The organism is Stenotrophomonas sp. STEN083 (genome assembly GCF_056759195.1).
On sequence record NZ_JBRRCU010000025.1, the window covers coordinates 1 to 25,488 of the forward strand.

Consider the following 25,488-nt stretch of genomic DNA (forward strand, 5'->3'; position numbering starts at 1 on the left):
GCGCGGGGGGCGCGCTTCGGGGGGGGGGGGGGGTTTGCGCCTACGTTGCCGCTCCTCGCGGGGGTGGGCCGGGGAGGGGTGCTGTTCGCAGTAAACATAGGCGCCCTCGCACACCAACTCACCCGCGCCAACACTCCGCGCAGGTAAAATTGCCGCATGAACCAGAATACCGCCGCTACCCAGTGCATCAGCGAACTCCGCCGCCAGCTGGCCGACGCCTCGCGTGCGTACCATGAGCACGACGAGCAGATCATCCCGGACGCCGAATACGACCGGTTGATGCGTGAGCTGGAAGCGCTCGAAGCTGCGCACCCGGAACTGGACAGCGCCGATTCGCCCAGCCATCAGGTCGGTGGCAAGCCGTCATCGCGCTTCCCGGAAGTCGTGCATGCAGTGCCGATGCTGTCGCTGGGTAATGCCTTCAGCGATGCCGAAGTGCATGACTTCGTGCGGCGTATTGATGAGCGTCTGCATCGCCGCGAACTGTTCTTCTCCGCAGAGCCCAAGCTCGATGGCCTTGCCATCAACCTGCGCTACGAGAACGGCGTGTTCGTGCAAGGCGCGACCCGTGGCGACGGTGCCACCGGCGAAGACGTCAGCGCCAACCTACGCCAGATCAAGGTCATCCCGCAGCAACTGGACGGCGAAGGCTGGCCTGAAGTACTGGAAGTACGTGGCGAGGTCTATATGCCGCGCGCCGACTTCGAACGTTACAACGAGCAGGCGCGCCTGCATGGTGGCAAGGTGCTGGCCAATCCACGCAATGGCGCCGCCGGCTCGCTGCGCCAGCTTGATCCGAAGATCAGTGCGCAACGGCCGCTGAGCTTCTATGCCTATGGTCTGGGTGAGGTGTCCGGTGGCGAGCTGCCCGGGACGCATTCGGCAACCTTGGCGCAGCTGGCACAGTGGGGCTTCCCGGTCAGCGATCTGTGCAAGGTGGTGCAGGGCGTCGAAGGTCTGCTGGCGTACTACCGCGATATCGGTGAGCGCCGCGACAGCCTGGCTTATGACATCGATGGCGTGGTCTACAAACTTGACGACCGCGAAGGCCAGCAGGAGATGGGCTTCGTCGCGCGCGCGCCACGCTGGGCGATCGCGCACAAGTTCCCGGCGCAGGAACAGACCACCACGGTCGAAGCCATCGAGATCCAGATCGGCCGTACCGGTGCGGCAACGCCGGTTGCACGGTTGAAGCCAGTGCATGTGGCCGGAGTCGTCGTCACCAACGCAACCCTGCACAATGCCGATCAGATCGCGCGCCTGGATGTACGGGTCGGAGACTCGGTGATCGTGCGTCGCGCAGGCGATGTGATTCCGGAGGTGGTCAGCGTCATAGTCGATCGCCGCCCCGAAGGCACCACGCCATGGCAGATGCCGCGCGCCTGCCCGGTGTGTGGTTCGGAAATCGTGCGCGAGGAAGGCGAGGCGGCGTGGCGCTGCTCCGGCGAGCTCAGCTGCCCGGCGCAGCGCAAGGAAGCCATTGCCCACTTTGCCTCACGCAAGGCGATGGATATCGACGGGCTCGGCGACAAGTACATCGAGGTGCTGGTGGATGCCGGCATCGTGCGCGGCGTCGCTGATCTGTATGCACTCAACCGCGACCAGTTGCTGGTGCTGAAGCTTGCGTTGGATGCCGACTCACCGGAGGCGCTCGCTTCGCAGCTCGGCCTGCACCTGCAACCGGAAGGCAGCGGTGACACCCTCAATCGGATCCTCAAGCTGGATGCGGGCGATGCGTCCTGGCGTGCGCAGGCCTTGTCGGTGCCTGCCAGCTTCCAGTGGAACACCAAGAAGATTGCCACCAAATGGGCCGACAACCTGATTGCCGCGATTGCCGCCAGCCGCAACACCACGCTGGAGCGCTTGCTGTTTGCACTGGGTATCGAGCACGTAGGCGAAAGCACCGCCAAGGCCCTGTCGGCCTGGTTCGGTGATCTTGAGCTGATCCGCCACCTGCCGTGGCCGATATTCAAGCGCGTGCCGGATATCGGTGGTGAAGTTGCCCGCTCGATTGGTCACTTCATGGCGCAACCCGGCAACCAGCAAGCCATTGATGCACTGTTGGAGCGTGGCGTGCAGATCAGCGATACCCACGCGCCCAATTCAAAGCTGCGTGCCGATCTGAATCTGGCAACCGTGTTGGCGGACCTTGAGATTCCCAAGGTCACGCCGGTACGCGCGCGCCAGCTGGCCGAGGCGTTCCGTTCGACGGTGGCTATCCTGGATGAAGAAGCGCACAACTTCATGACCGCCGGTCTGCCCGCGGAAACCGCCAATGCCCTGGTTGCATGGTTGAACGTTGATGCCAACGCGCAGCTGTTCAGCGCTGCTGGCGCAGCATTGGAACGTTTGCTGGCAATCACGCCGGTGGAACAGCAACAGGTCGCCGGTGTGCTCGATGGCAAGACGGCGGTGCTGACCGGTACGCTGACGCAGATGGGCCGCGACGAGGCCAAGGCCAAGCTGGAGGTCCTGGGCGCCAAGGTCGCTGGCAGCGTCTCGAAGAAAACCAGTTTCGTGGTGGCCGGTGCCGAAGCCGGCTCCAAGTTGGACAAGGCAAATGAGCTTGGTGTGGAAGTGTGGGACGAAGCGCGTCTGCTTGCCTTCCTTGCCGAGCACGGAGAACAGGCATGAGTGAGATCAAGGCGCGCTTGGCGCAACCGCAAGACTTCCCGCAGCTGATCGCGATGGTGCGTGAGTTCTATGTGGAGGATCAGATTCCCTATATCGCCGAACGGGTGGAGCCGGGCCTGCACACGTTGCTGGAGCAGCCAAGCTGTGGCGCGGCGTTGCTGTTGCTGGATGGTGAAAGCGTGGTCGGCTACATCACCCTGGGCTGGTGCTTCAGCGTCGAGCAGGGCGGTCGTTTCGTATTGTTGGACGAGCTGTACCTGGGCCCGGCAGCGCGTGGTCGTGGCTGGGGTCGACAGGCCTTGGCGCTGGCTCGCGACTGGGCTGCAGGGCAGGGCGCTGCGGTGATCCGGCTTGAAGTGAATCACCACAATGCCAAGGCCAAGTCGTTGTATCTGTCGGCTGGCTACCGCGACGATGAGCGCGACATCCTGACCTTGTCATTGGACGGGCACTCCGGGCGTTTGCACTCGTGATCGAGGCCCTGCGTCAGCGCGCACGCTTGAATGCATTGATCCGCGGCTTTTTTGCCGAGCGCGATGTATTGGAAGTGGAAACGCCAATCATGTCGGCTGCCGGGAATACCGAGCCGAACATCGAGGGCTTCCATACCCGCTTCAGTGGTCACGTCGATGCCGGTTCGCCACAGCGTTGGCTGCGCACTTCGCCGGAGTATCCACTCAAGCGGCTGCTGGCTGCCGGCGCTGGTGATTGCTATGAACTGGGCCGGGTATTCCGCAACGGCGAGGCCGGTGGTCGCCATAATCCCGAGTTCACCATGCTGGAATGGTATCGGGTGGGTTGGGATCATCATCGCCTGATCGATGAAACGATTGCGCTGGTACAGCAGGCCTTGGTGATGGTGAAGCGTCCGCCGGCATCGGTGCGCATCGTCAGCTATCGCGACCTGTTCATCCAGGCAGTGGCATTGGATCCGTTCCTGGCTGACGAAGCGCAGCTACGTGCAGGTCTGGGCGAGGTCGATATCCAGCCCGATGGCCTGACCCGCGATGACTGGTTGGATCTGCTCATGAGTCATCGCATCCAGTCGCAGTTCGCAGCCGATGCCATTACCGTGATCCATGACTGGCCGGCCAGCCAGGCTGCGCTGGCGAGGATCCGTCAAGGCACGCCACCATTGGCTGAACGCTTTGAGCTGTATCTGGGCCCGTTTGAGCTGGCCAACGGCTATCACGAGCTGAACGACGCGGTCGAGCAGCGCCAGCGCTTCGAGCGTGATCTGGCTATCCGGGCGGCGCGCGGAGCTGAACAGCCGCCCTTGGATGAGGCCTTTCTTGCGGCATTGCCGTCGTTGCCTGCATGCGCCGGTGTTGCGGTTGGCGTGGATAGATTGCTGATGGCTTTGGCCGGTACGGCGCGTATCGGCGATGTGTTGGCGTTTGATTTCGCCAGCGCCTGATGCTGGTTTGCGCTGGATCATGGATCTGCAACCTTGCGGCGACGATGATAATGCTTTGCTCACAATGACTCAGGCAGTGTGTGATCATCGGAATCCATCATGACCGAACAGGGGGGCGTCTGATGAAGCGGGTCTGCGGCTTGCTGCTATTGCTGGCGCCGACAGTACTGGCAGCCCGGGAATCTGCGCCAGCAGCGGCGGACCGGCAGGTGGTGCGCTGTGAATCGGGTGAGCAGTTGCGGACGTTCTGCCCGATGGATGCCAGTGCTGGTGTGCAACTGGTGCGGCAGCTGTCCAGGCGCGACTGCATCCGCGAGACCAGTTGGGGCGTTGAAGGTAATGCGGTTTGGGTGAGCCAGGGCTGCAGCGCTGAATTTGCCCGCCCGCAGGCCTCCAGTCGCACGACGCGCCGCGTGGTGCGCTGCGAATCGAAAGGGCGAACGGAGGTTTGCCCGGTGGTGTTGCGTGGTGCGCCAGTGCGCTTGTTGCGGCAGCAGTCGGTGCTGCCATGCCGCGAAGGCCGCAGCTGGGGATACAGTGGCAAGGAAATCTGGGTCAGTCGAGGTTGCCAGGGGGTGTTCGAGGTTGGGGCCGAGGACGGCTCGGGCTTTGTCGATATCCCGCGCAGGGTGATCTGTGAGTCCAAGGGTGAGCTGCGGCGCGAATGCGGTGTCAGCGTGACTCGCCGGGTAACCTTGGTGGAGCAGCTGTCCAACGCCGCCTGCCGAGAGGGTGACAGCTGGGGCTGGGATCGCAATGGCATCTGGGTGGACAAAGGCTGCCGCGGCGAGTTTTCCGCCGATTGAGCGGGGCTGGCTGATCGGAGGTTGTTGATCCGCGCCGGGCAGCGCCGATTACAATGGGCAAATGAACGATACCCCTGCCATTGACTACGCTCGTTACGACCATATCCGCCCGATCCGCTGGACCGGCGAGGCCCTGGAGCTGCTGGACCAGCGCAAACTGCCATTTATCGTCGAGCACGTGCAGTGCCATGACAGCGATGCGGTTGCAGAAGCCATCCATGCCTTGACCGTGCGCGGTGCGCCCGCGATCGGTATCGCCGCCGCCTGGGGCGTTGTGTTGGCCGCGCGCGAGGTACAGGCCGATGACGGCGCGGCTGCGTTGCAGTTATTGGCGCCGGCGTTGGATCGACTCAATGCCTCGCGTCCTACCGCGGTCAACCTGGCTTGGGCGCTTGCACGCATGCGCCGCGCTTTGGTTGCCGCCGGTTCGGACTGGAAGCTGGTCGCCGCGCTTGAAGCGCAGGCAATCGCTGATGAAGACCTTGCTGCCAACCGTCATATGGGCGCCTTGGGTGCAGCGTTGATTGCACCGGGTAGCGGCGTGCTGACCCATTGCAACACCGGCTCGCTGGCCACCGCTGGCTTCGGCACCGCATTGGGCGTGATCCGCGCGGGCGTCGCGCAGGACCGTATCGTGAAGGTGTTTGCTGGGGAAACCCGGCCGTGGTTGCAGGGTGCGCGTCTGACCGTTTGGGAGCTGCAGCAGGACGGCATCGATGCAACCTTGATTGCCGACTCGGCTGCCTCGCACCTGATGAAGACCGGCGCGGTGCAATGGGTGATCGTCGGCGCTGACCGGATCTGCGCCAATGGCGACACCGCCAACAAGATCGGCACCTACCAGCTGGCCATCGCCGCGCGCCATCACGGTGTGAAGTTCATGGTGGTTGCCCCGTCTTCGACCGTGGACATGGGGACCGCGCATGGCGACGAGATCGAGATTGAGCAGCGTGACCCGGGCGAACTGTTCGGTGTGGGTGGTGTGCGTACCGTAGCCGAGGGCATTGCTGCCTGGAATCCGGTGTTCGACGTGACCCCGGGCGAGCTGATCGACGCCATCGTCACCGAGCGTGGCGTGATCCTGAAGCCGGATCTGGCGACGATGTCTGCCGCGTTCGCCGACTAACCGGTAATGCAGAGCCATGCTAGGCAGGGGCTTGCCCGGTAAGGCCCCAGCCTCGGCTCTACAGGGGGCACTTTGCATTGTGGGAGTGGCGTAAGCCGCGAGGCTGGCTGTGTTTGAATCCAAGGCGGCGCTGGGACCTGTTGGATCTATGGCTTCGCGGCTTACGCCGCTTCTACAAAGGGCTATCGGTAATGCCCCTGCCGAGCATGGCTCGGCACTACCCTGTAGCTGCCCCTAAGTTCCTGATTTCTTCCGGTAAAAGCACCCTAAGTGGCGGCGAAAAACCTGCCCTTGTGGTAGACTCCGCAGGTTGATCCGAGTTTCCGGCAGGGTGGCCCGTCAAGGTGCCACCGGCGGACGGGATCGCTACCTGACAACGGAACCCGAATGGCAGAAAACGCCAAGGAAATCATCCAGGTCAACCTGGAAGACGAGATGCGCAAGAGCTACCTCGATTACGCGATGAGCGTGATCGTCGGCCGCGCACTCCCCGATGCCCGCGATGGCCTCAAACCAGTTCATCGCCGCGTCCTGTTTGCGATGAATGAGCTGGGTGCTCATAGCAACAAGGCGTACTTCAAGTCGGCGCGTATCGTCGGTGACGTGATCGGTAAGTACCACCCGCACGGCGACCAGTCGGTTTACGACGCGCTGGTGCGTTTGGCGCAGCCATTCTCGCTGCGTTACATGCTGGTGGACGGCCAAGGTAACTTCGGTTCGGTCGACGGCGACTCGGCAGCAGCAATGCGTTACACCGAGGCCCGCATGTCGCGCCTGACGCACGAGTTGATGGCCGATATCGACAAGGAAACCGTCGATTTCCAGCCCAACTACGACGAAAAGGAACTGGAGCCGACGGTCATGCCGACCCGGTTCCCGAACCTGCTGGTCAATGGTTCTGCCGGTATCGCGGTGGGCATGGCGACCAATATTCCGCCGCACAACCTCACCGAAGCCATCACCGCCTGCATCGCGCTGATCGACGATCCGTCGATCGACGTTGACGGCTTGATGGAATACATCCCGGGTCCGGATTTCCCCACCGCCGGCATCATCAATGGCACCGCCGGCATCATCGCCGGTTACCGCACCGGTCGTGGCCGCGTGCGCATCCGTGCCAAGGCTGATATCGAAGTGGCTGACAATGGTCGTGAGTCGATCATCGTCACCGAGATTCCGTACCAGGTGAACAAGGCGCGGTTGATCGAGAAGATCGCCGAGCTGGTCAAGGAAAAGAAGCTCGAAGGCATCAGCGAGCTGCGCGATGAGTCCGACAAGGACGGCATGCGCATCTACATCGAAATCAAGCGTGGCGAGTCGGCCGAGGTTGTGCTTAACAATCTTTACCAGCAGACCCAGATGGAGTCGGTGTTCGGCATCAACATGGTGGCGCTGGTCGATGGCCGGCCGAAGCTGTTGAACCTCAAGGAGGTGCTGGAGGCGTTCATCCGCCATCGCCGTGAGGTTGTGACCCGCCGCACCATCTTTGAGCTGCGCAAGGCGCGTGCGCGTGCGCACGTGTTGGAAGGCCTGACCGTTGCCTTGGCCAACATCGATGAAATGATCGAGTTGATCAAGACCTCGGCCAATCCCGCTGAAGCCAAGGAGCGCATGCTCTCCAAGGTGTGGCAGCCGGGTCTTGTCGGTGCGCTGCTGGGCGCTGCCGGTGCCGAGGCCTCGCGTCCGGAAGACCTGCCCAAGGGTATTGGCCTGGTCGACGGCAACTACCAGCTCAGCGAAGTCCAGGCCACGCAGATCCTGGAAATGCGCCTGCACCGTCTGACCGGGCTGGAGCAGGACAGGCTGACCGAGGAATACAAGCAGCTGCTGGAGGTCATCGCTGGCCTGATCCGCATTCTGGAAAATCCGGATGTGCTGCTGCAGGTCATCCGCGATGAGCTGGAAAGCGTACGCGCCGAGTTTGGCGATGCGCGTCGTACCGAAATCCGTCACAGCGAAGAAGATCTGGACATCCTCGATCTGATCGCACCGGAAGATGTAGTGGTCACGCTGTCACGCGCCGGCTACGTCAAGCGCCAGCCGGTCAGTGCTTACCGCGCACAGCGTCGCGGTGGTCGTGGCCGCAGTGCCGCAGCGACCAAGGACGAGGATTCGATCGAACAGCTGTGGCTGGTCAACACCCATGACACGCTGTTGACCTTCACCAGCTCGGGCAAGGTGTTCTGGTTGCCGGTGCATCAGTTGCCGGAAGCCGGCTCCAATGCACGTGGCCGCCCGATCATCAACTGGATCGCGCTGGAGAACGGCGAGCGTGTGCAGGCCGTGTTGCCGGTGCGCGAGTACGACGAAAACCACTTCGTGTTCTTCGCTACCCGCAACGGTACGGTCAAGAAGACCCAGCTGAGCGAGTTCGCGTTCCGTCTGGCGCGCGGCAAGATCGCCATCAACCTCGATGACGGTGACGCGCTGGTCGGCGTCGGCCTCACTGATGGTGAGCGTGACATCGTGCTGTTCGCCTCCAACGGCAAGACCGTCCGCTTCGGCGAAGACAAGGTCCGCTCGATGGGCCGTACTGCTACCGGCGTGCGCGGCATCAAGATGCCCAAGGGCGAGGAAGTGGTCAGCCTGATCGTCGCCGAAAGTGCTGGCGGCGTTGAGGATGAGAACGAAGAAGAGAACGGCGTCGAGGAAGTGGCAGTGGACGGCGGCGAGATCGTCGAAGCTGCAGAGGATGCTGGCGTGCAGTACATCCTGACCGCGACCGAGAACGGCTACGGCAAGCGCACCCCGCTGGCGGATTACCCGCGCAAGGGCCGTGGTACCCAAGGCGTGATCGGCATCCAGACCAGCGAGCGCAACGGCAAGTTGGTCAGCGCGGTGCTGCTGGGTACCGGCGATGAAGTGTTGTTGATTTCCGACGGCGGTACCTTGGTGCGCACCCGTGGTTCGGAGATCTCGCGCGTCGGCCGCAACACCCAGGGCGTGACCCTGATCCGTCTGTCCAAGGGCGAGAAGCTGCAGGCGGTTGAACGCCTGGATGCTTCGCTTGAGGCTGAGGATGAGGTGCTGGAAGACGACGCTGCAGGCGCTGTGGAAGCTGTGGAAGCTGTGGAAGCTGTGGCACCGGCAGCGCCGGAAGCCTGATTTTTCAGCGGTTACGTTTGGAAAAAGCGCCGGCATGCCGGCGCTTTTTTTTCTTGTGCTTTTGTCTGGTTTTATCGGCTAGAAGCGCGCCCTCACCCCAACCCCTCTCCCGCGGGAGAGGGGTTGGGGTGAGGGCAGGCTTCTAGCTCGTAGCTCAAAGCCCAGCACGCCTCTGCAAGCAACTTTGCAGCGACAAGCGCCAAGCGTGTTATGCGGATTCCGTAGTGCCGAGCCATGCTCTGCAGTTGCTTTACTGGTAACGCCCATGCCGAGCATGGCTCGGCACTACAGGTGTCGATTGCTTACTCGCGCCTTTCGGTGACTTAGCGCGGTGTACGCACCATACGTTCCAGCAAATGCTCGACGATGCCGGCCGGGTTGGCGGTTCGACCTACATGGGTAACCGAGGTTTGCACCACCGAGCTGCGCTTGGCCGTCAGGAAGTGAAAGCGTGCACGCGGCGGCAGCTGCGCAATCGGTCCAGCACCCGGTTCGCCGCGACAGATCGCAACGATCGCATCCAGCCAGGGCTGCACGCCGCCCAGATCCAGTTGCGGCGCAAATGCCTGCAGGCGCACGACATCGATCTCGATGGCGGCCTGCAGGTGAGCAGCGCTGGGGCAGGAGACGATAACGCCCACGTTGATGAATTCCTCGCGCTCCACCCGCGGTACCACGCGGATGATGGCGTAATCATAGGTATGCAGCGTGGGCACGGATGGCCTCCTGTACGAAGGCTTCGCGCAATTGCAGGCGGCGCTTCAAATAGCTGGCGTACGCCGAGCGGTATGCGGTGGCATCCACGAAGCTTGGCTCGGTCTGCAGCCAGGTGTCCGGAATCTGCGCGACGATGCCGTCGATGACCGCGTCGGTCAGCAAAGGGGTCAGTGCCGCGTCGGCTTCGGCGATGCGACTGGCGAACGGCAGCAATACATGGTCCTTGATCAACACGAACGGCTTGCCACAGGCTTCGCCGGCGTTCTCCCAATCGTGATGGAAGTACAGCGCCGCGCCGTGATCAATCAGATAGAGCTTGCGGTGCCAGACCATCAGGTTGGGATTGCGGGCAGTGCGGTCGACGTTGCTGGTGTAGGCATCAAACCAGACGATGCGCGAGGCCAGTTCGGCATCGGGCTGCATTGCGGCAGGGTCATAATTGATTGCGCCCGGCAGGTAATCACTGCCCAGATTGGTGCCCTCGCTGGCACGGATCAGGTCCTGGATTTCTGGGTCGGGCTCGGTGCGGGCGAACTCGCGGTCCAGTTCGACCAGGGCGATGTCCGGCATCGGCAGGCCCAATACCTGCGCAAGCCGGCCAACCACCAGTTCGGCGATCAGCGCTTTGGGGCCTTGGCCGGCACCACGGAACTTGATGACGTACATGCCGTCGTCATCGGCTTCGATCACCGCTGGCAATGAGCCGCCTTCGCGCAGCGGAGTGATGTAGCGGGTGGCGTGGACCGTTCTCAAGGGAATTGAACCGGTTTGGCAGGGCGGCCAGCCTAACCCAAAGCCGGCCTGCCGACGCGGGATTTGTGCCGGTTGGCTCCCGCTGAGGTGTTGGAGCAACAGCCCGTCGGCAAAATGATCGCAGCCGATCCGCGCGAACGCGTTTTCGATCCGTTCTTCACCACCAAAAGCAGCGACAAGGGCAGCGGTCTAGGGCTGACGATGGTCAAGACCTTTGTCGAGAATTCCAATGGCCATGTCAGCATCGACTCGACGCCGGGAGTGGGTACCCGGGTAGCGCTGTATCTGCCGGTGTCGCATGTGCCGGTGGAGGCTGTGGCCGAGGACATTCCAAACCTGCAGCAGGGGGCGGGGTGGATCCTGCTGGTGGAAGATGACGATTCAGTGCGCGAGGCGATGAATTTCATCCTCAATCAACTCGGCTACGACACCCTTCCGTCTTTCAGCTCCGATCACGCTGTGACCCTGTTGCAGAGCGGGATACTACCGGATCTGATCATTTCCGACATCCGCTTGCCCGGCCGGCTTGCCGTGCTCGACCTGATTGCAGTGGTCGAGGCGCAGATCGGTACGCCCATCATCTTTGCAACCGGCTACAGCGCCGATGTGGTGATCAAAGAAGGCCTGGTGAACGACAGGTGCCCGGTGTTGTTCAAACCGTTTTCAGCGGCGGATATCTCCGTGCACATCCAGGCGGCGCTGAGCCCGCACTCGCGGATCGGCAATGGCGGTGCGGTCGCGAACGACGCAACATCGCCGCTGGGCTGATTCAATCGCTGTTGGCTGCACCGTCATTGCGCAGCAGGTTGCGGGCGCTGTCCCACCAGCCGGCAAGCATGCCCTTGCCCTCTTCGGTCATCTGCCCCAGCTTGCCGTTCTGCTGGTCGACGAAGCCGATAAGGCTGCGCATGCCCTGCGGACCATGCAGGCGTGCTTCGCGCCATACGATCATTGCGAACACGCGGGCAGTCCAGAGTGAGGAGTCGACGCTGCCGGTCTCGGCTTCAATCTCGCCGATCACCTGCTGCAGATAGTCGCGCACCTCGGCCGGGACGTGCGGATCATTGGACAGCCGCTTCAGCGCCACCAGGCCCTGCCGCAGGTCGCCCTGCTGGATTGCCAGCCCAGCGTTGCCCAGCTCGATCAGCCAGGGCAGTTCCAGAATCAGTGCGATGGCTTCCACATGCACCTGGGCGCGCGCCGAATCCTTGTCAGCCAGCGCGGCGTAGCCGAGTACTGCATGGATGACGAGGGCTTGCACCAGGGCCTGCTCGGCATTGACGGCACTGCTGCGCGGGCCGCCGTAGGTTGCCAGTTCGCTTTGCCCGCGCGCCAGCTGCGGCCACTCAAGGCGCTGGAAGGCCACCGAGCGTAGCGCCGCACTGAGCTGATCCAGGTCGCTGCAGGCTGGCAGGGCATCGACGATGTCGGCCTCGGCAATGGCCAGGGTGCCGCGGTTCGCGGTCAGTGCGCTGTAGCCGAGCAGGACGTGCACCAGGCATTCGTTGCTCTGCGTGAGTGGCGGCACCGGCTTGCCATTGGTCAATTGGCTGCTCAGCGCCCAGGTAGAGTAGGCGGCGGGCAGTCCCTTGTGCGAGACCTGCCGATAGCGCTTGTAGGTGAAGCTGTCGCGCAGAGCGTCCAGCTGTTGTTGTTCGGTCTTCTCGCCACAGGCCGTCAACAACAGGCAAGCGACGATGCAGCTCAGCAGCGGCTGGCGGCGAGGGCGGGGCGTTGGCATTCCGTTGCAGCTCCGGTAGTTCGTGAGCGCAAGTGTGCCATGCTGAACGGCAGCCATGCTTTCGTGACAGCTGCGGACGCGTTAGGGTCGGGCATTGATCGGACGGCGCGGAGTGCGACGGGCATGGGTGGTACCGGAACGATGGGGTGGCGACGTCTGCTGATGAGCGGTGCGGGCCTGGCGCTGCTGGTCGGTTGCAGCAGCATGCCCTCGGCACCTGCCGGCCCTGTTGCGGATGTGGCTCGGGCCGATATCGCACGTCGCATTCCGACCCGGGTAGATGACCGTGACGGCTGGGCGGCCGATATCCAGACAGCATTGGCCGCGCAGGAACTGCCCGCGAACCCGGAAAACATCTGCGCGACACTGGCGGTGATCGAGCAGGAATCCGGTTATCGCGCCAATCCCGAGGTGGCGGATCTGCCGCGTATTGCCAGGGCCGAGATAGACCGCCGCGCTGCCGCGTTGCATGTTCCCAAACTGTTGGTGGACACGGGCTTGAAGATGAAAGCCAATGATGGCCGCAGCTATGGTGAGCGGCTGGCGCGGGTACGCAGCGAGCGGGATCTCAGTGAGCTTTACGAGGAGATCATCGGTCGCGTGCCGATGGGGTCACGCTTGTTTGCCGGCAAGAACCCGGTGCAGACCGGTGGCGCGATGCAGGTCAGCATTCCGTTTGCGCAGGCCAATGCGCAGGACTACCCGTACCCGGTGGCGCGCAGCATCCGCGATGAAGTATTTACCCGCCGCGGTGGTGTGTACTTCGGCATCGCTCATCTACTCGACTACCAGACGCCGTACACGCAGAAGGTGCATCGGTTTGCTGATTACAACGCAGGCCGTTACGCCAGTCGCAACGCCGCATTCCAGAGCGCAGTGAGTAGTTTGACAGGGGTGTCGCTGGCGCTGGACGGCGATCTGCTGGTGCCGGATGCGCCCATCGACAAGCCGGGTCAGACCGAGCTGGCAGTGCGCAGACTTGCACCGCGACTGGGCATGGACGAGCGTGAGATACGTCGTGCGCTTGCGCAGTCGGATAGCCTGGAGTTCAGCAATAGCGGCTTGCATTCGCAGGTGTTCGCGCTGGCCGATGCACGCGCCGGGAAGACCTTGCCGCGCGCATTGATTCCCGGCATCCGCCTGGACAGCCCCAAAATCACCCGCGAACTGACCACCGAATGGTTTGCCAACCGGGTAGCCGACCGCTACCGCCAATGCCTGCAAAGGTAGTGCCGAGCCATGCTCGGCAGCGGCGTTGCCGATAGACGGGCTGTAGGAGGGGGGTAAGCGGCGAAGCCGATGCCAATGAAGTGCTGGAACAACCGTGATCGGACAGATCAGCAGCTTCGCGGCTGACGCCGCTCCCACAACCGAACAGATTTGCTCGGCCTGGATCAGGCCTTGACCGGATGCCGCGCCAGCGCGCGGGCGCCGGTGATGATCATGCGGATCATCTGCGACATCTCTTCGATCAACTCAGGGTCGCGCTGCTCGGGCAGGTCAATCGCGCTGCCGCCCATCGCGAACACCAGCCGGGTAATGGCTTTGGCGGCAAGCGCCGGTTCGTGCAGGGTGGCACCATCGAGCGCGGCCAGTCGTACAAGGTCGGCCTTCAGCTCTTCCTCGAAATACTCCAGCTCCCGTTCCACGGCGTGCTTGAAGGCGTCCGAGCCGGCGGTGCCTTCACGCAGCAGCACGTGCATCAGGCGGTCGTCGGCACGCAGCTGCTCCATGAAGGTTTCCACCGACAGGCGAATAACTCCGCGATTGCTGTCGGCTGCGCGCAACCGCGCCTGGCCGATGATGGTACGCAGTGAGCGACCCGCCAGATCGATCAGGGCAACTGTCAGTTCATCCATGTCGCGGAACTGGCGATAGAACGAATTTGGTGCGATCCCGGCCTCGCGCGCGACCTCGCGCAAGCTCAGCGTGGACACGCTGCGGTGCGGGCCGATAAGGGCGAGTGCGGCGGCCAGCAGGTCGTCACGCGAGATGGAAGCCTTGCGCGCCGGGTGCAGGTCGTCTTGTGCGGGCAGGGGCTGTTCGCGTGCTGTCATGGGGCTCGGGCCGGTCAGGTGCGTGAATCATAGCCTGTACTGGCAATATACAACTGTATACACAGTCGTATGCTCGGCCGTATAGTGCGCGACATGAGTGCTGTCTACCGCAATGCCTCGCCGCCGCCGATCCCGTGGCTGAGTGAAGGTTTCTTTGATTTCTGGTCTTCCCGGGTGCATCCGCTGTGGACGCTGCGGCGGCCACTGGCCCGACTGGTGGCGCGGCATGAGGCCAGCGCCGATGCCGTTACCCTTGAATTGCAGCCCAATCGCCACTTCCGCGGCGTGCAGGCTGGCCAACACATCAATCTTGGTGCCGAGCTGGATGGGCGCCTGACCACGCGGAGTTACAGTCCCGCCTTGCTTGAGAATGGCCGCCTTGCGATCACGGTCAAGCGTATCGCCGGTGGCAAACTCAGCCAGTACCTGTCTGAACAGGCGGCCATCGGCGAGGTGTTCGCGTTGGGGCAGGCCTTCGGTGAGATGTTGTTGCCGGCAACCCCGCCGCCGAAGCTGGTGATGTTGGCTGCAGGCAGCGGCATCACCCCGATGCGCGCCTTGCTGCGCCAGCTGGACGCGCAGGGCATGCCGGGTTCGGTCGATCTGGTTTACTGGGCGCGTCAGCGCGAGCAGTTGTGCTTCGTTGACGAGTTCAATGCCATCGCCGCGCGCCATCCGTCGTTCCGTCTGCATCTGGCGGTGACCGGGGAGGCTGCTACGCGCGTAGGCGATTACGACCTCGAAAGCTTTGGCGACCTGGCCGCGGCCCACGTTCTGGCCTGTGGCCCCGGCGGCTTTGTCGATGCGGCACGTGCCCGCCTGCAGGCACAGGTGGCGCAGTTCGACAGCGAGGCGTTCAGCGCGCCGCAGCAGGCTGAAGTTGAGCAGGGCAGTGTGCAGATACAGCTGCTCAAAACTGGCCGCACGCTCACCGTGCCGCGTGGCATTGCTTTGTTGCCAGCGCTTGAAGCAGCCGGCATCAAGCCAGCCAGCGGCTGCCGCATGGGTATCTGCAATACCTGTGTTTGCGGGAAAACCTCGGGCATCACCCGCCATACCTTGACCGGCGACTACGCCAGCGAGCCGTCTGTTCCACTCAAACTGTGCGTCAACAGCGCCAGTACCGATTTGACCCTGGAGTTGTAAGTCATGTCTTCCGTGCACAACCGCGTGCTGTCTCCCGCCGAGCTGCAGGCTTTTGGTGATGAACTGGACGGCGTACGCGCAAAGCACCAGGCCCTGCTCGGTGCCAGCGATGCGCGCTACATCCGCCGGATTGTGGCAGCCGTGCGGTGGACCGGCGTAGCCGGGCGTGCGCTGTTGTTCCTGGGCGCATTCGTGCACAGCGTGCTGGTGCCTGCATGGATTGCCGGTGTGCTGTTGCTCGCACTGTCCAAGATTCTGGAAAACATGGAGCTGGCGCACAATGTCATCCATGGCCAGTACGACTGGATGGGCGACCCGCAGCTGCAGGGCAAGACCTACGAATGGGATATCGCTGGCACCTCGGAAAACTGGCGCAAGACGCATAACTTCCGCCACCACACCTATACCAACGTGCGCGGGCTGGACGATGACATCGGCTACGGCCTGCTGCGGATTTTCCCGGAGCAGCGCTGGCATCCGTTCTTCCTCGCCCAACCGTTTGTGGCAGTGGTGTTCGCACTGCTGTTCGAATGGGGCATTGCCATACAGGATCTGCGCATCGGCCGCGTGCTGGTCGGCAAGATGACCCTCAAGCAGCTGTGGAACCAGGCACGTCCGGTTGGGCGCAAGGCAATGCTGCAGATTCTGAAGGACTACGTGCTGTTCCCGGCATTGGCCGGCCCGTTCTTCTTGCCGGTGTTGCTGGGTAATGTGGCGGCCAACATCATCCGCAACGTCTGGACGTATGTGGTGATCTTCTGCGGTCACTTCACCGCCGATGCTGAAACCTTCCCCAAGGAATGCATCCGCAACGAAGGCCGCGGCCATTGGTATCTGCGCCAGCTGCGCGGCTCATCCAATCTGACGGGCGGCAAGTTGATGAACGTGATGACCGGCAATCTCAGCCATCAGATCGAACACCATTTCTATCCGGATATCCCTGCCAACCGCTATGCGGCGATGGCGGTGGAAGTGAAGGACATCTGCGCGCGCTACGGTCAGCACTACAACACCGGCTCGCTGCCGCGCCAGTTCGGCCAGGTGATGTGGCGGATCCTGCGCCATGCCTTCCCGAGCAAGCCGGCGCCGGAACGGCCGTTGGTGCGCGAACCACAGGCGGAAGCAAGCTGAGACAGTTGAGTCTGCTGACGGCCTGAAAAACGCGACGCTACCCGTACGGGTGCGCCGCGCTCTGCTTTTCGCGTTGTGCTGCGCGCCTCAGCCCGCGGCTCTGTTCCTGGCTGCGAGTCCAGCGCACAGGCTCAGTGATCGGTATGTTCCGGAGCAGCCTCTTCCAGGCCGGGATTCACTCGCTTGCCGATGTCCTTCAGCCGAGCCAGCTGGTCGACCATTGTTGGACCGTCATCCAGACTGGTAACAAAGGTCCAGAGGTAGGTCATCACTGCATAGACATGCCCTGGCGTGACGTCCTTCGTGGTGGCCAGTTGCATCATGGTCAGTGCGAACAAGGCCGCAGCGGCGGTCCCAACCACGAGGAAGGCGCCGGCTTCCCGGTCAGACAGCCAGATGCGCAAGCGCGAAAGCACCGTGTAGTGGCGAAGCAGAGTCCCGGCATTGACCCGCTCCACCATCCGGATCTCATGCTCCAGCCGGTCATTCAGACGCCCATGCAAGCGCTCATTACGGCGGGCGTAGCGGGGAAGTACCGTCATTCCAAGCAGCAACACCGACAGGGCGGCGATGCCGACCCACGGCTCGATCACCAATAGCATGATCGCTGCACCGACCATCGATACCAACGCGGTGGTGATGATCGGCACGTGCTTCTCGAAGAAGTCGACAAATTCCCGGGCCAGTACAACCCGTGCCGCGACCGTGGAAGTTGCCTGCATCTGCTGCCGCTGCGCCAGCACTACGCCGACCGCCAGATCCGCGTAGATCCGGGTGAATACGCGGGTGTCCATCGCCCTGCGCGCTGCGCCTACCAGCCAGAAGGACAACACCACCCCCGCGTACCAGATCGCCTTGTACACATCGCCTTTGATGATCGAGTCCACGGCGAAACCGGCGAACAGCGGGTAGGCGAGCAGAAGCGCATTTTCCGCCGCGACGAGCGAAAGCGTCAGGCTGATCTGGCCCGGATAAGCCTTTGCCAGGGCAGCGAGCGTGCTTGCTGCAGTCTGCTGCCCGATCCGGGTGGCGGGTGCTGAGAGCGGCCCTGGAGATGGAAAGCGTTTCATGTAGAGATGTAGAATTGAGCGATCGCTCAATTCTACTTGAGCGATCGCTCAAGTGCTTGAGTCGATATGCTTTTCATTCAGTTCTGCCCAACAGGTGTCGTTTGGCCATTCCTTCCCGTCGAGATCAGATCATCGAAACAGCTTTGCATCTGTTTCGAACGAATGGCCTGGCCAATGTCTCAACACGCGATATATCCGCCCACGCTGGCATTTCCCGTAGTCACATCTATCACTACTTCGCTGACTGGAATGAGCTCCGCCGCGAAGCATTCGCCCGCTTCGCGAACGAGCAGCTTGAGCAGGTGAAGGTAGCGGTCCAGCCCCTCGCGCCGGACGAAGCACTCGCTTTCTTTCTGAGCGATTGTTTGCCGGCAACCGACGATGACTCCTGGGTGTTGTGGCTCGATGCCTGGGATGAGGCCATGCATGACGCCAAGCTGTCTGCGACCTATCTGGTCGTGAACCAGCAGTGGCAGGACCTTTTGGCCGGGATAGTGCAACGTGGCGTGGAAGCCGGCAGCTACCAATGCGCATCGCCAACGCGGGTAGCCCGGCAACTGTTCGCTCTGGCGATGGGCTATGCCAACGACCTGATGCTGCTGCGCTCGGACGATGAACGCTCAGCGATGGAAAGTGAGCTGGCCGAGGTTGCGCGGTTGTTGCTCGGCACTGCAACGCCACGTGGTTGATCGAGGCCCTCGGTTCAGTCCCTCACGGGCTTTGCCGATGACTGGATCAGTCTTGCCGCGGGCTGTGTGCGCAGCCCAAACAGCGGCCGCAGCGGCGCGCAGCGGCGGATCAGTTCGTAGGCAGCAAGACACAAAGCAAAAGTGATCACGATAAGGATGACGGCCTCGATGCCAGGATTCAGCTGCAGCGGCTTGAGCTTGTGTGCCAGCACCACAATCACCGTCTGGTGCAGGATGTACAGCGGGAACACCGCCAGGGTGAGATAGCGCAGCACCGGGCTGTCGGCCTCGCGCCAACGGTAGGCAAAGCCCAGCAAGGCGGCGATCGCGCACCATTGGTCCACCGCCCAGACAACCCGAAGGGCAAGGCGCAATTCCAGCGGCGGCGGTTGTGCGTCGTTGTAGCCGGAGAAATACCAGACGTGGAGAAGCACGGCGTAGCAGACTCCAGCAGCAACCAGTGATAGCCAGCGCAGGTGCTGCAGCGATTCCCAGAACCGGGTGTTGAAAGCGGCAAGGAAGCCGATCAGGAAGATGCTGGCGTACTGGGCATGGTTGTACCAGTCATCGGTCAGCGCGTGGGTCTGTTCGAAGCGGTTTACCAGCAGCAGACGCGCTGCTGCCAGAATGACTACCGGGACAATCAGCGCGCCCCAGCCGTTCAAGGCTACCTCGGTCCATTGGCGCAAACGCGACAATGCGGATGCAGGCAGCAATCGCCACAACAGCCAGGCCAGGACCGTGTAGCTCCATAGATAGGGCAGAAACCAGAGATGGTTCCAGGTAGGAACCCGCAGGCAGCCATCGCTGTCGCAGAAGCCACGATAGTCGCTGAGGTATTTTCCGTAGAACGCCCAGTAGGACTCGTTGTAGCCGCCGGGTAGCTGCTCGACCACTTGGTAGTAGGCCTGCGGCGGCACGATCACCGCCATCCCGAACAGCAACGGTAGCAGCAATTGCCATGAGCGGCGGCGTAGCAGGCCGCTAGGTTGGCGCTCGAAAATGAAGGCGGTAGCCACGCCGGAGATCAGGAACAGCAGCGACATCCGCCAGGGCGAAGTCAGCAGCATGAAAGGCTCCGGTGCGATGCTCGCGGCCGGGCTTTTGACGTGCCAGTCCCAGCTCACGTAGTACATGCCGACGTGGTAAACCACCAGCAGGCCAAAGGCGATCACCCGCAGCCAATCCAGATCGTGGCGCCTGTGCATTGCATGTCCAGCAGATGAGAAGGCCGTCACTACAACCCGGAATGTGCATCCCGTGGGGCCGGAAGGGCCGACCTGCGGGCGCCAAGGGACGAGTGGTGGTGATCTGGGGATGGCCAGCGACGGCTGCGGCCGCCGCGCCGTCTAGAATGCGCGGATGAACCAAACCGCATCGCCGACCTTGTTGAATCGCTCCATCCCCTGGCGGCAAAGCATGGAGCTGCTGTTCTGGTTGCTGTTGGTGTTGATCAACTGCAGCGGCAATGCGATCACTACCTGGATGGATGCCAACCGCTCCGGTGCGCCTTCCATGGAATGGTGGGAACCCTGGGTCTGGGAGTTCTCCAGTGGACTGGTCTGGCTGCTGTTGCTGGTACCGGCCATTGTCTGGTTCAGCAGGCGATGGCCACTGCATCTGGACAACTGGCGGCGACGCCTGCCCTGGTACCTGCTGGCCAGTGTGCCGATCTCGCTGCTGCACGTGCTGGCGATGTTCGGGATCAGGATGCTCGCCTATGCCGTGGTCGGGGAGCGCTATCAGGTCGGCTCCTGGCTGGACGAGCTGCTATACGAATACCTCAAGGACGTGCGCACCTACGCCGCCATCCTGTTCTGCATCGATGGCTACCGCTTTCTGCTTCGTCGTCTGCAAGGCGAGGCACAGTTGCTGGCCGAGCCTGATGAAGGGCCGCCGGTGGAGCCCATCGATCATCCGGAGCGGCTGCTGGTACGCAAGCTGGGCCGCGACTTCCTGATCGCAACGGCCGATATCGAATGGGCACAGGCCGCGGGCAACTACGTCAACCTGCACCTGCGCGGCCACGACTACCCGCTGCGGATCACCATGGCCGCGCTCGAGCAGAAGCTGGATGCCGCGTGTTTCGTTCGGGTCCATCGCAGTTGGTTGATCAACCTGGCGCATCTGGTGTCGATCGAACCGCAGGAAGGTGGTGAGGCCCTGCTGCATATGGCCGATGGGAAAGAGGTCGCCTGCAGCAGGCGTTACCTGCCGACGCTGAAGTCGAAGTTGAGCAGTACCAAGGAAGAGCCTGCCTCGACCTGAGCCCGGAAGGGGGCAGAGTTGGCCCGAAGGGAAAACACGGCACAATGCGAACAACAGGCGCCAGTCGAGCAAACAAGATGCAGAAATCGGTTCTTGCAGGATCATTGGCAGTATTGGCTACAGTCACGGCGTGGGTTGCACACGGGCAGGAAAAGCAGCCATTGCTGGACGCAATGCAGGCGATGACGGAAGGCAACATCGCACTGGATGCAATATTTGGCCGGAGTGACTCGGCGATTGACGGACCGCATTTCGATCGCTCAGCCAACGAATGGCGGATGGTAGTCGAGCGTGGTGCACCCAGCGCGCTGCAGACCGCACGTGACAAACGGCAAGGATTGGCCGAGGCAGCGCTGAATCCACCGCCCGATCTGCAGGGCGTAATGAAAGCGGTCTTACGCCATCAACTGGCCTCTGGCGGTTATCTGGCGAGCAATCGCATACCGGTATATGTGAGCATCAGTTCGCCCAGGGGTGACAGTGCGATCGACCTGTCGCCGGAATCAATCCGTGATCTTGGGGAAATCGGGGTCCAGCTTATGCCCGGTTCGGCATGGCAGCCACCACCTGAGGGCACGCGCGTGGGGACAACGATGAGCATGGGCTTGGGTGCTCCCATCCGACGTGCGGATGGGGATTACGACCTTGGGTTCGGATTCTTTTGTGGTGGCGCTTGTGGATCGCAGCATGAGGCCGTGCTGCGCCACGATGCATCAGGTTGGCGAGTGCTTTCCTCGGAGATGGGTGTGATTTTCTGAGGTTTATCAGCTGCCGTAGGCTTCGGGTGTCCGAGGTTGATCGCGACCGCAGGGCTGATCGCATACTGAGGACCTCAAGGACACATCTGGCGATCGTGCCAGCTATCGACGGAGTTACGAGATTTCCATCGGTTGGCTGGTTCTCACCGTTGCATCGATAGAAAACACACATGGATGAAGCGCATGCGCAAGGCTTTGATTTGGTCGCTTGGCATGCTTTCGGTGGTGCTCGGCGCATGCGCCCCGGGCGCGCCGCGGGCGGCAGAGGCACCGAAGAACACCCCTTGGCCGAGCACGGTTGATGAAGCTGTCGTTCGACTTCTTGGCAAGCTGCCCGCTGACGACATCGATTGGATGCGGCGAAACTCAAAGGACAGTGTCACCAACCAGCTCTACATGGGATACGGCACAGGCGTGCGCAACGAGTTTGGCTTGTGGGGCGGCAATGATGCACTCCGCAGGTCCTGCGGAACTGAAGATCCAGAAGGATGTTCGATCGTCATCCTCGAGGCTATGTGGGACCGAGTGCAGGCGCAAACAGATTCTGCTTTGCGGTCCTCTCTGCAATGCCAATTTGCAACGGTGCTCAAGATCCGGATCGATACGACTGGCTGGTATCTGATAACTGTCGGCGAGATGCTTGAAGCCATGCAAGCGCAGATCGACCGCCAAGTGGCTGGCGCGGCTGCGCCAGGCTGCCCTACGGAGTTGCGCATCGTGCCCGTGGGCGATTTGAACCGCCAATGCTTCGTTCGGGCGGAGTTCGAGAGCGAGGCGTCGCTCGATGCTGCGCTGGTGTGGCTCGGTTTCCGAAATGAACTTATCCCGCGCCATGCGCCTCCCAACCTGGAGTTAAAGTTCAACAAAGCATGCGTATGGCCCGAACGCCCGAGCCACTTCGCGCCCACTTCGGAAGAGTCCACTTCCTGACACAGGTAGCGAAAAGCGTGCCAGTGTCGAGGTCTGGCCAATTGAAATGATTTATCCGCCAACCCCGTTGTGGCTGTTGGGGCGTTTGATCTTCCAACCTTTGGATGGAGTGCTGCGATGAGCATGGTTAGCTGGCGGCGTTGTTGGATGATTTGCCTGGTGTTGGGCGTGGCGGTGACGCCAGTTGCCGCGCAGCAGGGCAGGGGGCTGATCCAGCCTCCGGTACTGATTGCCATCTCCAAGGACGAGCAGCCAATCCAGCTGCAACGGGCGATCATCGATGGCGAAGTGCAGGCCGGTGTAGCGCAGACCAGGATCGAGTTGGTATTCCACAACCCCAATCGGCGGGTGATGGAGGGTGAGCTGCAGTTCCCATTGGCTGATGGCCAACAGATCAGTGGGTTCGCCCTGGATATTGACGGGCAGCTGCGTGACGCGGTGCCGGTTCCGAAGGAGCGCGGCCGGCAGGTGTTCGAGGCTATCGTCCGGCAGGGTCAGGACCCAGCGTTGCTGGAGCAGACCGCCGGCAACCAGTTCCGCCTTCGTGTGTATCCGCTGCCAGCCGGCGGTAGCCGCCGGGTGCAGTTGACCATCCGTGAGGCGATGCCCTTGTCCAGCGAGGGCTGGCAGTGGCGTTTGCCGCTACAGTTCGCAGCCGCGGCAGGCGAGGTCAGTTTGCGCCTGCGTGCGAGCGGTGCGGACAAGCTTGGGCAGGCACCGTTCCGGTTGATGGCCGGTGCGCTGGATTGGCAGGGCGGCGGTCGCCAGTTGCCGGCGCAGCTGCAATGGCAGCTGCCAGCCAAGCCGCAGTCTGCGCTGCAGTCCGCGCGCTACGACGGGCAACACTATCTGCTTGCACAGCTGCCGGTGGCTGCGCCGGTTGCGCGTCGCATCCCGTCAAAGGTCGGCCTGCTTTGGGATGCGTCGGGCTCGGCGGGTACACGTAACCGGGCGCGGGAGTTTGCGCTGCTGGATCGTTATTTCGCGGCGATGGGTGAGGGCAGTGTCGTATTGACGGTGCTGCGCGACAAGCCGGAAGCGGAGCGTCGCTTCAGTATCCGCAACGGTGACTGGAGCGCGCTGCGCCGCGTGTTGGAGCAGACGCCGAACGATGGCGCCAGCGCCTTGGCGTCGTGGACGCCAAAGGCAGAGCTCGGCGAGTACCTGCTGCTCAGTGATGGCCTGTCCAATTGGGGTGCGTCGGCATTACCTGCACTGACGGCAGATCAGCGTCTGTATGCGATCAGCAGTGCGGCGGCGGGTGCCGATACCGCGCGCTTGCGTAGTTGGAGCGAGGTCAACGGCGGCAGTCTGGTGCAGCTGGATTCCGATGACGTGGCTGCTGCGGCAACTCGCCTGCTGGCGCTGCCGGCGGCGGTGGAAGTTGCACCGGCAGCAGGGCTGCACGATGTGGTGATTGATCGCCGTAGTCTGGAGCAGGGCTGGTTGTGGCTGTACGCGCGTGCCGATGCAGCGCCGGCCGAGCTGCGCTTGCGGATCAATGGTGGTCAGTGGCAAGCGCTGGGCGTCGCGCCCGGCAATGCTGATGGCGGCTTGATGGCCGGGCTGTGGGCGCAGGCGCGCTTGCAACAGCTGGCAGCGGACCCGCGTGGCAACCGCGAGGCGATGCAGTTGCTGTCGCAGCAGTTCGGCATGGTCAGCGAGGGCAGCTCCTTGCTTGTGCTGGATACGATAGACGACTACCTGCGCTACGCGATCCGGCCGCCGGCAGGCCTGCGGGCCGAATACGACCGTCGTTTTGCCCGCCAGGTTGCCGACCGTGAGGCTGCGCGCAGGACCCATCTTGATGAGGTGGCCGAGCAATGGCAGCAGCGCCAGGTGTGGTGGGACAAGCGTTGGCCGAAAGACTCGCCGTTGAAGGTGGCACAGGCTGCCAAGTTGGCAAGACAGCGTTCGAGTGGCGCGCCGGCCCCAGTAATGGCGATGGCACCGCCGCCTGCGCCGGCTGCCGCAATGGTGGCGGAGTCCGCTGTGGCCGCGGACAGTTTCAGGGTCGCCGATAGCGCTGTCGCGGCTGCGGCAGCTGAGGAGCAGATCAACTCTGGCGCGGTGCAGATCAGACTGGCCGCTTGGGAGCCGGATTCACCGTTCGCACAACGCTTGCGCAAGGCACCTGCCGGTGAGTTGTATGCGTGGTACCTGGATGAGCGCGAAGCCAATGCCAACAGTAGTGCGTTCTTCCTGGATGTGGCCGATATGTTGTTCGCTGCCGGGCAGCGTGAGTTGGCGTTGCGGGTACTGTCCAACCTGGTCGAGATGGAGCTGGACAACCGGCATCTGCTGCGGGTGTTGGGTTATCGGTTGATGCAGGCCGGTGAGCAGAGTCTGGCGGTGCCGGTGTTCGAGCAGGTGCTGGCAATGGCTGAGGACGAGCCGCAGAGTTTCCGCGATCTGGGCTTGGCGCTGGAGGCGGCAGGGCGAGCGCAGCAGGCAGTCGATCCGCTCTACGAAGTGGTGCAGCGCCAATGGGATGGCCGCTTCGACGGCGTGGCGCTGATCGCGCTGGATGAGTTGACCAACCTGATCGCACGCGGTGGCACGGCGCTGGATGCAAGGCAGGTTGATCCACGCCTGCGCAAGGCGATGCCGCTGGATCTGCGCGTTGTATTGGCTTGGGACGTGGACAACAGCGATATGGATCTGTGGGTGACCGATCCCAATGGCGAACGTGCGTACTACGGCAACCGTTTGACCTATCAGGGCGGACAGATGTCGCAGGATTTCACTGGTGGCTACGGGCCTGAGCAGTTCTCGTTGCGCGATGCCAAGCCTGGTATCTACAAGGTGGAGGCCAATTACTTTGGCAGTCGTCAGCAGTTGGTGACTGGTGCGGCAACTTTGATGCTGCGCTTGAGTACCCATTGGGGTACGCCAAGGCAGAAGGATCAGGCGGTGACCATGCGTTTGCAGGACGCCACCGACACCGTGCTGGTAGGTGAGTTCGAAGTGCGCTGAGCCGGTTGCTGTAGCAATCAGCTGTTTGTTTGTGGGAGCGGCGTAAGCCGCGAAGCCGGCGCTGCCAATCCCTTGTGCTGATGCATTGTTTGATTCGCGGCTTACGCCGCTCCCACAAAAAAAGAACCCCCGATGCCAGAGATCTGGCGTCGGGGGTTTGGTAA

The 25,488-nt window shown here is 62.5% G+C and carries 21 protein-coding genes; 15 read left to right on the plus strand and 6 right to left on the minus strand.

All coding sequences use genetic code 11. The features are described from left to right. Positions 1-156: 156 nt before the first annotated feature. The 6 genes from ligA to gyrA all read left to right on the plus strand — a co-directional run bounded on the left by ligA (position 157) and on the right by gyrA (position 9,088). A complete protein-coding gene (gene ligA / locus ACVOK8_RS09555) occupies positions 157-2,634 on the plus strand; it encodes an NAD-dependent DNA ligase LigA (protein WP_481566594.1) in 2,478 nt (825 codons plus the stop codon). Then, on the plus strand, positions 2,631-3,107 hold the full coding sequence (locus ACVOK8_RS09560) for an N-acetyltransferase family protein (RefSeq protein ID WP_481566595.1): 477 nt from the start codon (positions 2,631-2,633) through the stop codon (positions 3,105-3,107). Before ligA ends, ACVOK8_RS09560 begins: the two co-directional genes overlap by 4 nt. Next, positions 3,074-4,051: an EF-P lysine aminoacylase EpmA gene (gene epmA, locus ACVOK8_RS09565; RefSeq protein WP_481566637.1), complete on the plus strand. Its 978-nt coding sequence runs from the start codon at positions 3,074-3,076 to the stop codon at positions 4,049-4,051. The genes ACVOK8_RS09560 and epmA overlap by 34 nt, the downstream gene beginning before the upstream one ends. A gap of 122 nt (positions 4,052-4,173) precedes the next feature. Then, on the plus strand, positions 4,174-4,857 hold the full coding sequence (locus ACVOK8_RS09570; RefSeq protein WP_481566596.1) for a DUF3011 domain-containing protein: 684 nt from the start codon (positions 4,174-4,176) through the stop codon (positions 4,855-4,857). A 61-nt stretch (positions 4,858-4,918) separates the two neighbouring features. Then, complete coding sequence (mtnA, locus tag ACVOK8_RS09575; RefSeq protein ID WP_481566597.1) at positions 4,919-5,983, plus strand: S-methyl-5-thioribose-1-phosphate isomerase; 1,065 nt, start codon at positions 4,919-4,921, stop codon at positions 5,981-5,983. A gap of 387 nt (positions 5,984-6,370) precedes the next feature. Further along, positions 6,371-9,088, plus strand: a complete 2,718-nt coding sequence (gene gyrA, locus ACVOK8_RS09580; protein WP_481566598.1) for a DNA gyrase subunit A — start codon at positions 6,371-6,373, stop codon at positions 9,086-9,088. Positions 9,089-9,411: 323 nt separating this feature from the next. On the opposite strand, the gene ACVOK8_RS09585 is transcribed toward gyrA, so the two are convergent. After that, entirely contained in the window at positions 9,412-9,804 is a 393-nt protein-coding gene (locus tag ACVOK8_RS09585; protein ID WP_481566599.1) for a DUF3037 domain-containing protein, read from the minus strand. Beyond that, the gene (locus ACVOK8_RS09590; protein ID WP_481566600.1) at positions 9,782-10,558 is read right to left on the minus strand and encodes a HipA family kinase; all 777 of its coding nucleotides are present in this window, start codon (positions 10,556-10,558) and stop codon (positions 9,782-9,784) included. Before ACVOK8_RS09590 ends, ACVOK8_RS09585 begins: the two co-directional genes overlap by 23 nt. 114 nt (positions 10,559-10,672) lie before the next feature. Here ACVOK8_RS09590 and ACVOK8_RS09595 point away from each other — a divergent pair, with 114 nt between their 5' ends. After that, a complete protein-coding gene (locus ACVOK8_RS09595; RefSeq protein ID WP_481566601.1) occupies positions 10,673-11,326 on the plus strand; it encodes a response regulator in 654 nt (217 codons plus the stop codon). Between the two features lies 1 nt (position 11,327). On the opposite strand, the gene ACVOK8_RS09600 is transcribed toward ACVOK8_RS09595, so the two are convergent. Further along, positions 11,328-12,299: a hypothetical protein gene (locus ACVOK8_RS09600; RefSeq protein ID WP_481566602.1), complete on the minus strand. Its 972-nt coding sequence runs from the start codon at positions 12,297-12,299 to the stop codon at positions 11,328-11,330. 123 nt (positions 12,300-12,422) lie between these two features. On the opposite strand from ACVOK8_RS09600, the gene ACVOK8_RS09605 reads away from it, so the two are divergent. Further along, positions 12,423-13,529 carry a DUF1615 domain-containing protein gene (locus tag ACVOK8_RS09605; RefSeq protein WP_481566603.1) on the plus strand — a complete coding sequence of 369 codons (1,107 nt, stop codon included), beginning with the start codon at positions 12,423-12,425 and terminating at the stop codon, positions 13,527-13,529. A gap of 164 nt (positions 13,530-13,693) precedes the next feature. Here the strand turns inward: ACVOK8_RS09605 and fabR are convergent, their stop codons facing one another. Beyond that, a complete protein-coding gene (fabR, locus tag ACVOK8_RS09610; RefSeq protein ID WP_481566604.1) occupies positions 13,694-14,356 on the minus strand; it encodes an HTH-type transcriptional repressor FabR in 663 nt (220 codons plus the stop codon). 93 nt (positions 14,357-14,449) lie between these two features. On the opposite strand from fabR, the gene ACVOK8_RS09615 reads away from it, so the two are divergent. Next, positions 14,450-15,502 (plus strand): ferredoxin reductase, encoded by a 1,053-nt coding sequence (locus tag ACVOK8_RS09615; RefSeq protein ID WP_481566605.1) that lies wholly within the window; start codon positions 14,450-14,452, stop codon positions 15,500-15,502. 3 nt (positions 15,503-15,505) lie between these two features. Then, the gene (locus tag ACVOK8_RS09620) at positions 15,506-16,633 is read left to right on the plus strand and encodes a fatty acid desaturase family protein (RefSeq protein WP_481566606.1); all 1,128 of its coding nucleotides are present in this window, start codon (positions 15,506-15,508) and stop codon (positions 16,631-16,633) included. 131 nt (positions 16,634-16,764) lie between these two features. Here the strand turns inward: ACVOK8_RS09620 and ACVOK8_RS09625 are convergent, their stop codons facing one another. Further along, entirely contained in the window at positions 16,765-17,703 is a 939-nt protein-coding gene (locus ACVOK8_RS09625) for an ABC transporter six-transmembrane domain-containing protein (protein ID WP_481566607.1), read from the minus strand. A 14-nt stretch (positions 17,704-17,717) separates the two neighbouring features. On the opposite strand from ACVOK8_RS09625, the gene ACVOK8_RS09630 reads away from it, so the two are divergent. Then, entirely contained in the window at positions 17,718-18,392 is a 675-nt protein-coding gene (locus ACVOK8_RS09630) for a TetR/AcrR family transcriptional regulator (protein WP_481566608.1), read from the plus strand. A 14-nt stretch (positions 18,393-18,406) separates the two neighbouring features. On the opposite strand, the gene ACVOK8_RS09635 is transcribed toward ACVOK8_RS09630, so the two are convergent. Beyond that, positions 18,407-19,600 carry an acyltransferase family protein gene (locus ACVOK8_RS09635; protein ID WP_481566609.1) on the minus strand — a complete coding sequence of 398 codons (1,194 nt, stop codon included), beginning with the start codon at positions 19,598-19,600 and terminating at the stop codon, positions 18,407-18,409. A 154-nt stretch (positions 19,601-19,754) separates the two neighbouring features. Between ACVOK8_RS09635 and ACVOK8_RS09640 the strand changes: the two genes are divergently transcribed. The 4 genes from ACVOK8_RS09640 to ACVOK8_RS09655 all read left to right on the plus strand — a co-directional run bounded on the left by ACVOK8_RS09640 (position 19,755) and on the right by ACVOK8_RS09655 (position 25,324). Then, complete coding sequence (locus ACVOK8_RS09640) at positions 19,755-20,660, plus strand: LytTR family DNA-binding domain-containing protein (protein ID WP_481566610.1); 906 nt, start codon at positions 19,755-19,757, stop codon at positions 20,658-20,660. A 77-nt stretch (positions 20,661-20,737) separates the two neighbouring features. Next, positions 20,738-21,418: a hypothetical protein gene (locus ACVOK8_RS09645; RefSeq protein ID WP_481566611.1), complete on the plus strand. Its 681-nt coding sequence runs from the start codon at positions 20,738-20,740 to the stop codon at positions 21,416-21,418. 183 nt (positions 21,419-21,601) lie between these two features. Continuing rightward, positions 21,602-22,348 carry a DUF6794 domain-containing protein gene (locus tag ACVOK8_RS09650; protein WP_481566612.1) on the plus strand — a complete coding sequence of 249 codons (747 nt, stop codon included), beginning with the start codon at positions 21,602-21,604 and terminating at the stop codon, positions 22,346-22,348. Between the two features lie 123 nt (positions 22,349-22,471). After that, positions 22,472-25,324: a VIT domain-containing protein gene (locus tag ACVOK8_RS09655; protein ID WP_481566638.1), complete on the plus strand. Its 2,853-nt coding sequence runs from the start codon at positions 22,472-22,474 to the stop codon at positions 25,322-25,324. Positions 25,325-25,488 lie beyond the last annotated feature (164 nt).

Coding starts and splice junctions, on each gene's coding strand:
- ligA (WP_481566594.1), top strand. CDS start 157: ATGAACCAGAATACCGCCGCTACCCAGTGCATCAGCGAACTCCGCCGC.
- ACVOK8_RS09560 (WP_481566595.1), top strand. CDS start 2,631: ATGAGTGAGATCAAGGCGCGCTTGGCGCAACCGCAAGACTTCCCGCAG.
- ACVOK8_RS09570 (WP_481566596.1), top strand. CDS start 4,174: ATGAAGCGGGTCTGCGGCTTGCTGCTATTGCTGGCGCCGACAGTACTG.
- mtnA (WP_481566597.1), top strand. CDS start 4,919: ATGAACGATACCCCTGCCATTGACTACGCTCGTTACGACCATATCCGC.
- gyrA (WP_481566598.1), top strand. CDS start 6,371: ATGGCAGAAAACGCCAAGGAAATCATCCAGGTCAACCTGGAAGACGAG.
- ACVOK8_RS09595 (WP_481566601.1), top strand. CDS start 10,673: ATGATCGCAGCCGATCCGCGCGAACGCGTTTTCGATCCGTTCTTCACC.
- ACVOK8_RS09600 (WP_481566602.1), bottom strand. CDS start 12,299: ATGCCAACGCCCCGCCCTCGCCGCCAGCCGCTGCTGAGCTGCATCGTC.
- ACVOK8_RS09605 (WP_481566603.1), top strand. CDS start 12,423: ATGGGTGGTACCGGAACGATGGGGTGGCGACGTCTGCTGATGAGCGGT.
- fabR (WP_481566604.1), bottom strand. CDS start 14,356: ATGACAGCACGCGAACAGCCCCTGCCCGCACAAGACGACCTGCACCCG.
- ACVOK8_RS09615 (WP_481566605.1), top strand. CDS start 14,450: ATGAGTGCTGTCTACCGCAATGCCTCGCCGCCGCCGATCCCGTGGCTG.
- ACVOK8_RS09620 (WP_481566606.1), top strand. CDS start 15,506: ATGTCTTCCGTGCACAACCGCGTGCTGTCTCCCGCCGAGCTGCAGGCT.
- ACVOK8_RS09625 (WP_481566607.1), bottom strand. CDS start 17,703: ATGAAACGCTTTCCATCTCCAGGGCCGCTCTCAGCACCCGCCACCCGG.
- ACVOK8_RS09635 (WP_481566609.1), bottom strand. CDS start 19,600: ATGCACAGGCGCCACGATCTGGATTGGCTGCGGGTGATCGCCTTTGGC.
- ACVOK8_RS09640 (WP_481566610.1), top strand. CDS start 19,755: ATGAACCAAACCGCATCGCCGACCTTGTTGAATCGCTCCATCCCCTGG.
- ACVOK8_RS09645 (WP_481566611.1), top strand. CDS start 20,738: ATGCAGAAATCGGTTCTTGCAGGATCATTGGCAGTATTGGCTACAGTC.
- ACVOK8_RS09650 (WP_481566612.1), top strand. CDS start 21,602: ATGCGCAAGGCTTTGATTTGGTCGCTTGGCATGCTTTCGGTGGTGCTC.
- ACVOK8_RS09655 (WP_481566638.1), top strand. CDS start 22,472: ATGGTTAGCTGGCGGCGTTGTTGGATGATTTGCCTGGTGTTGGGCGTG.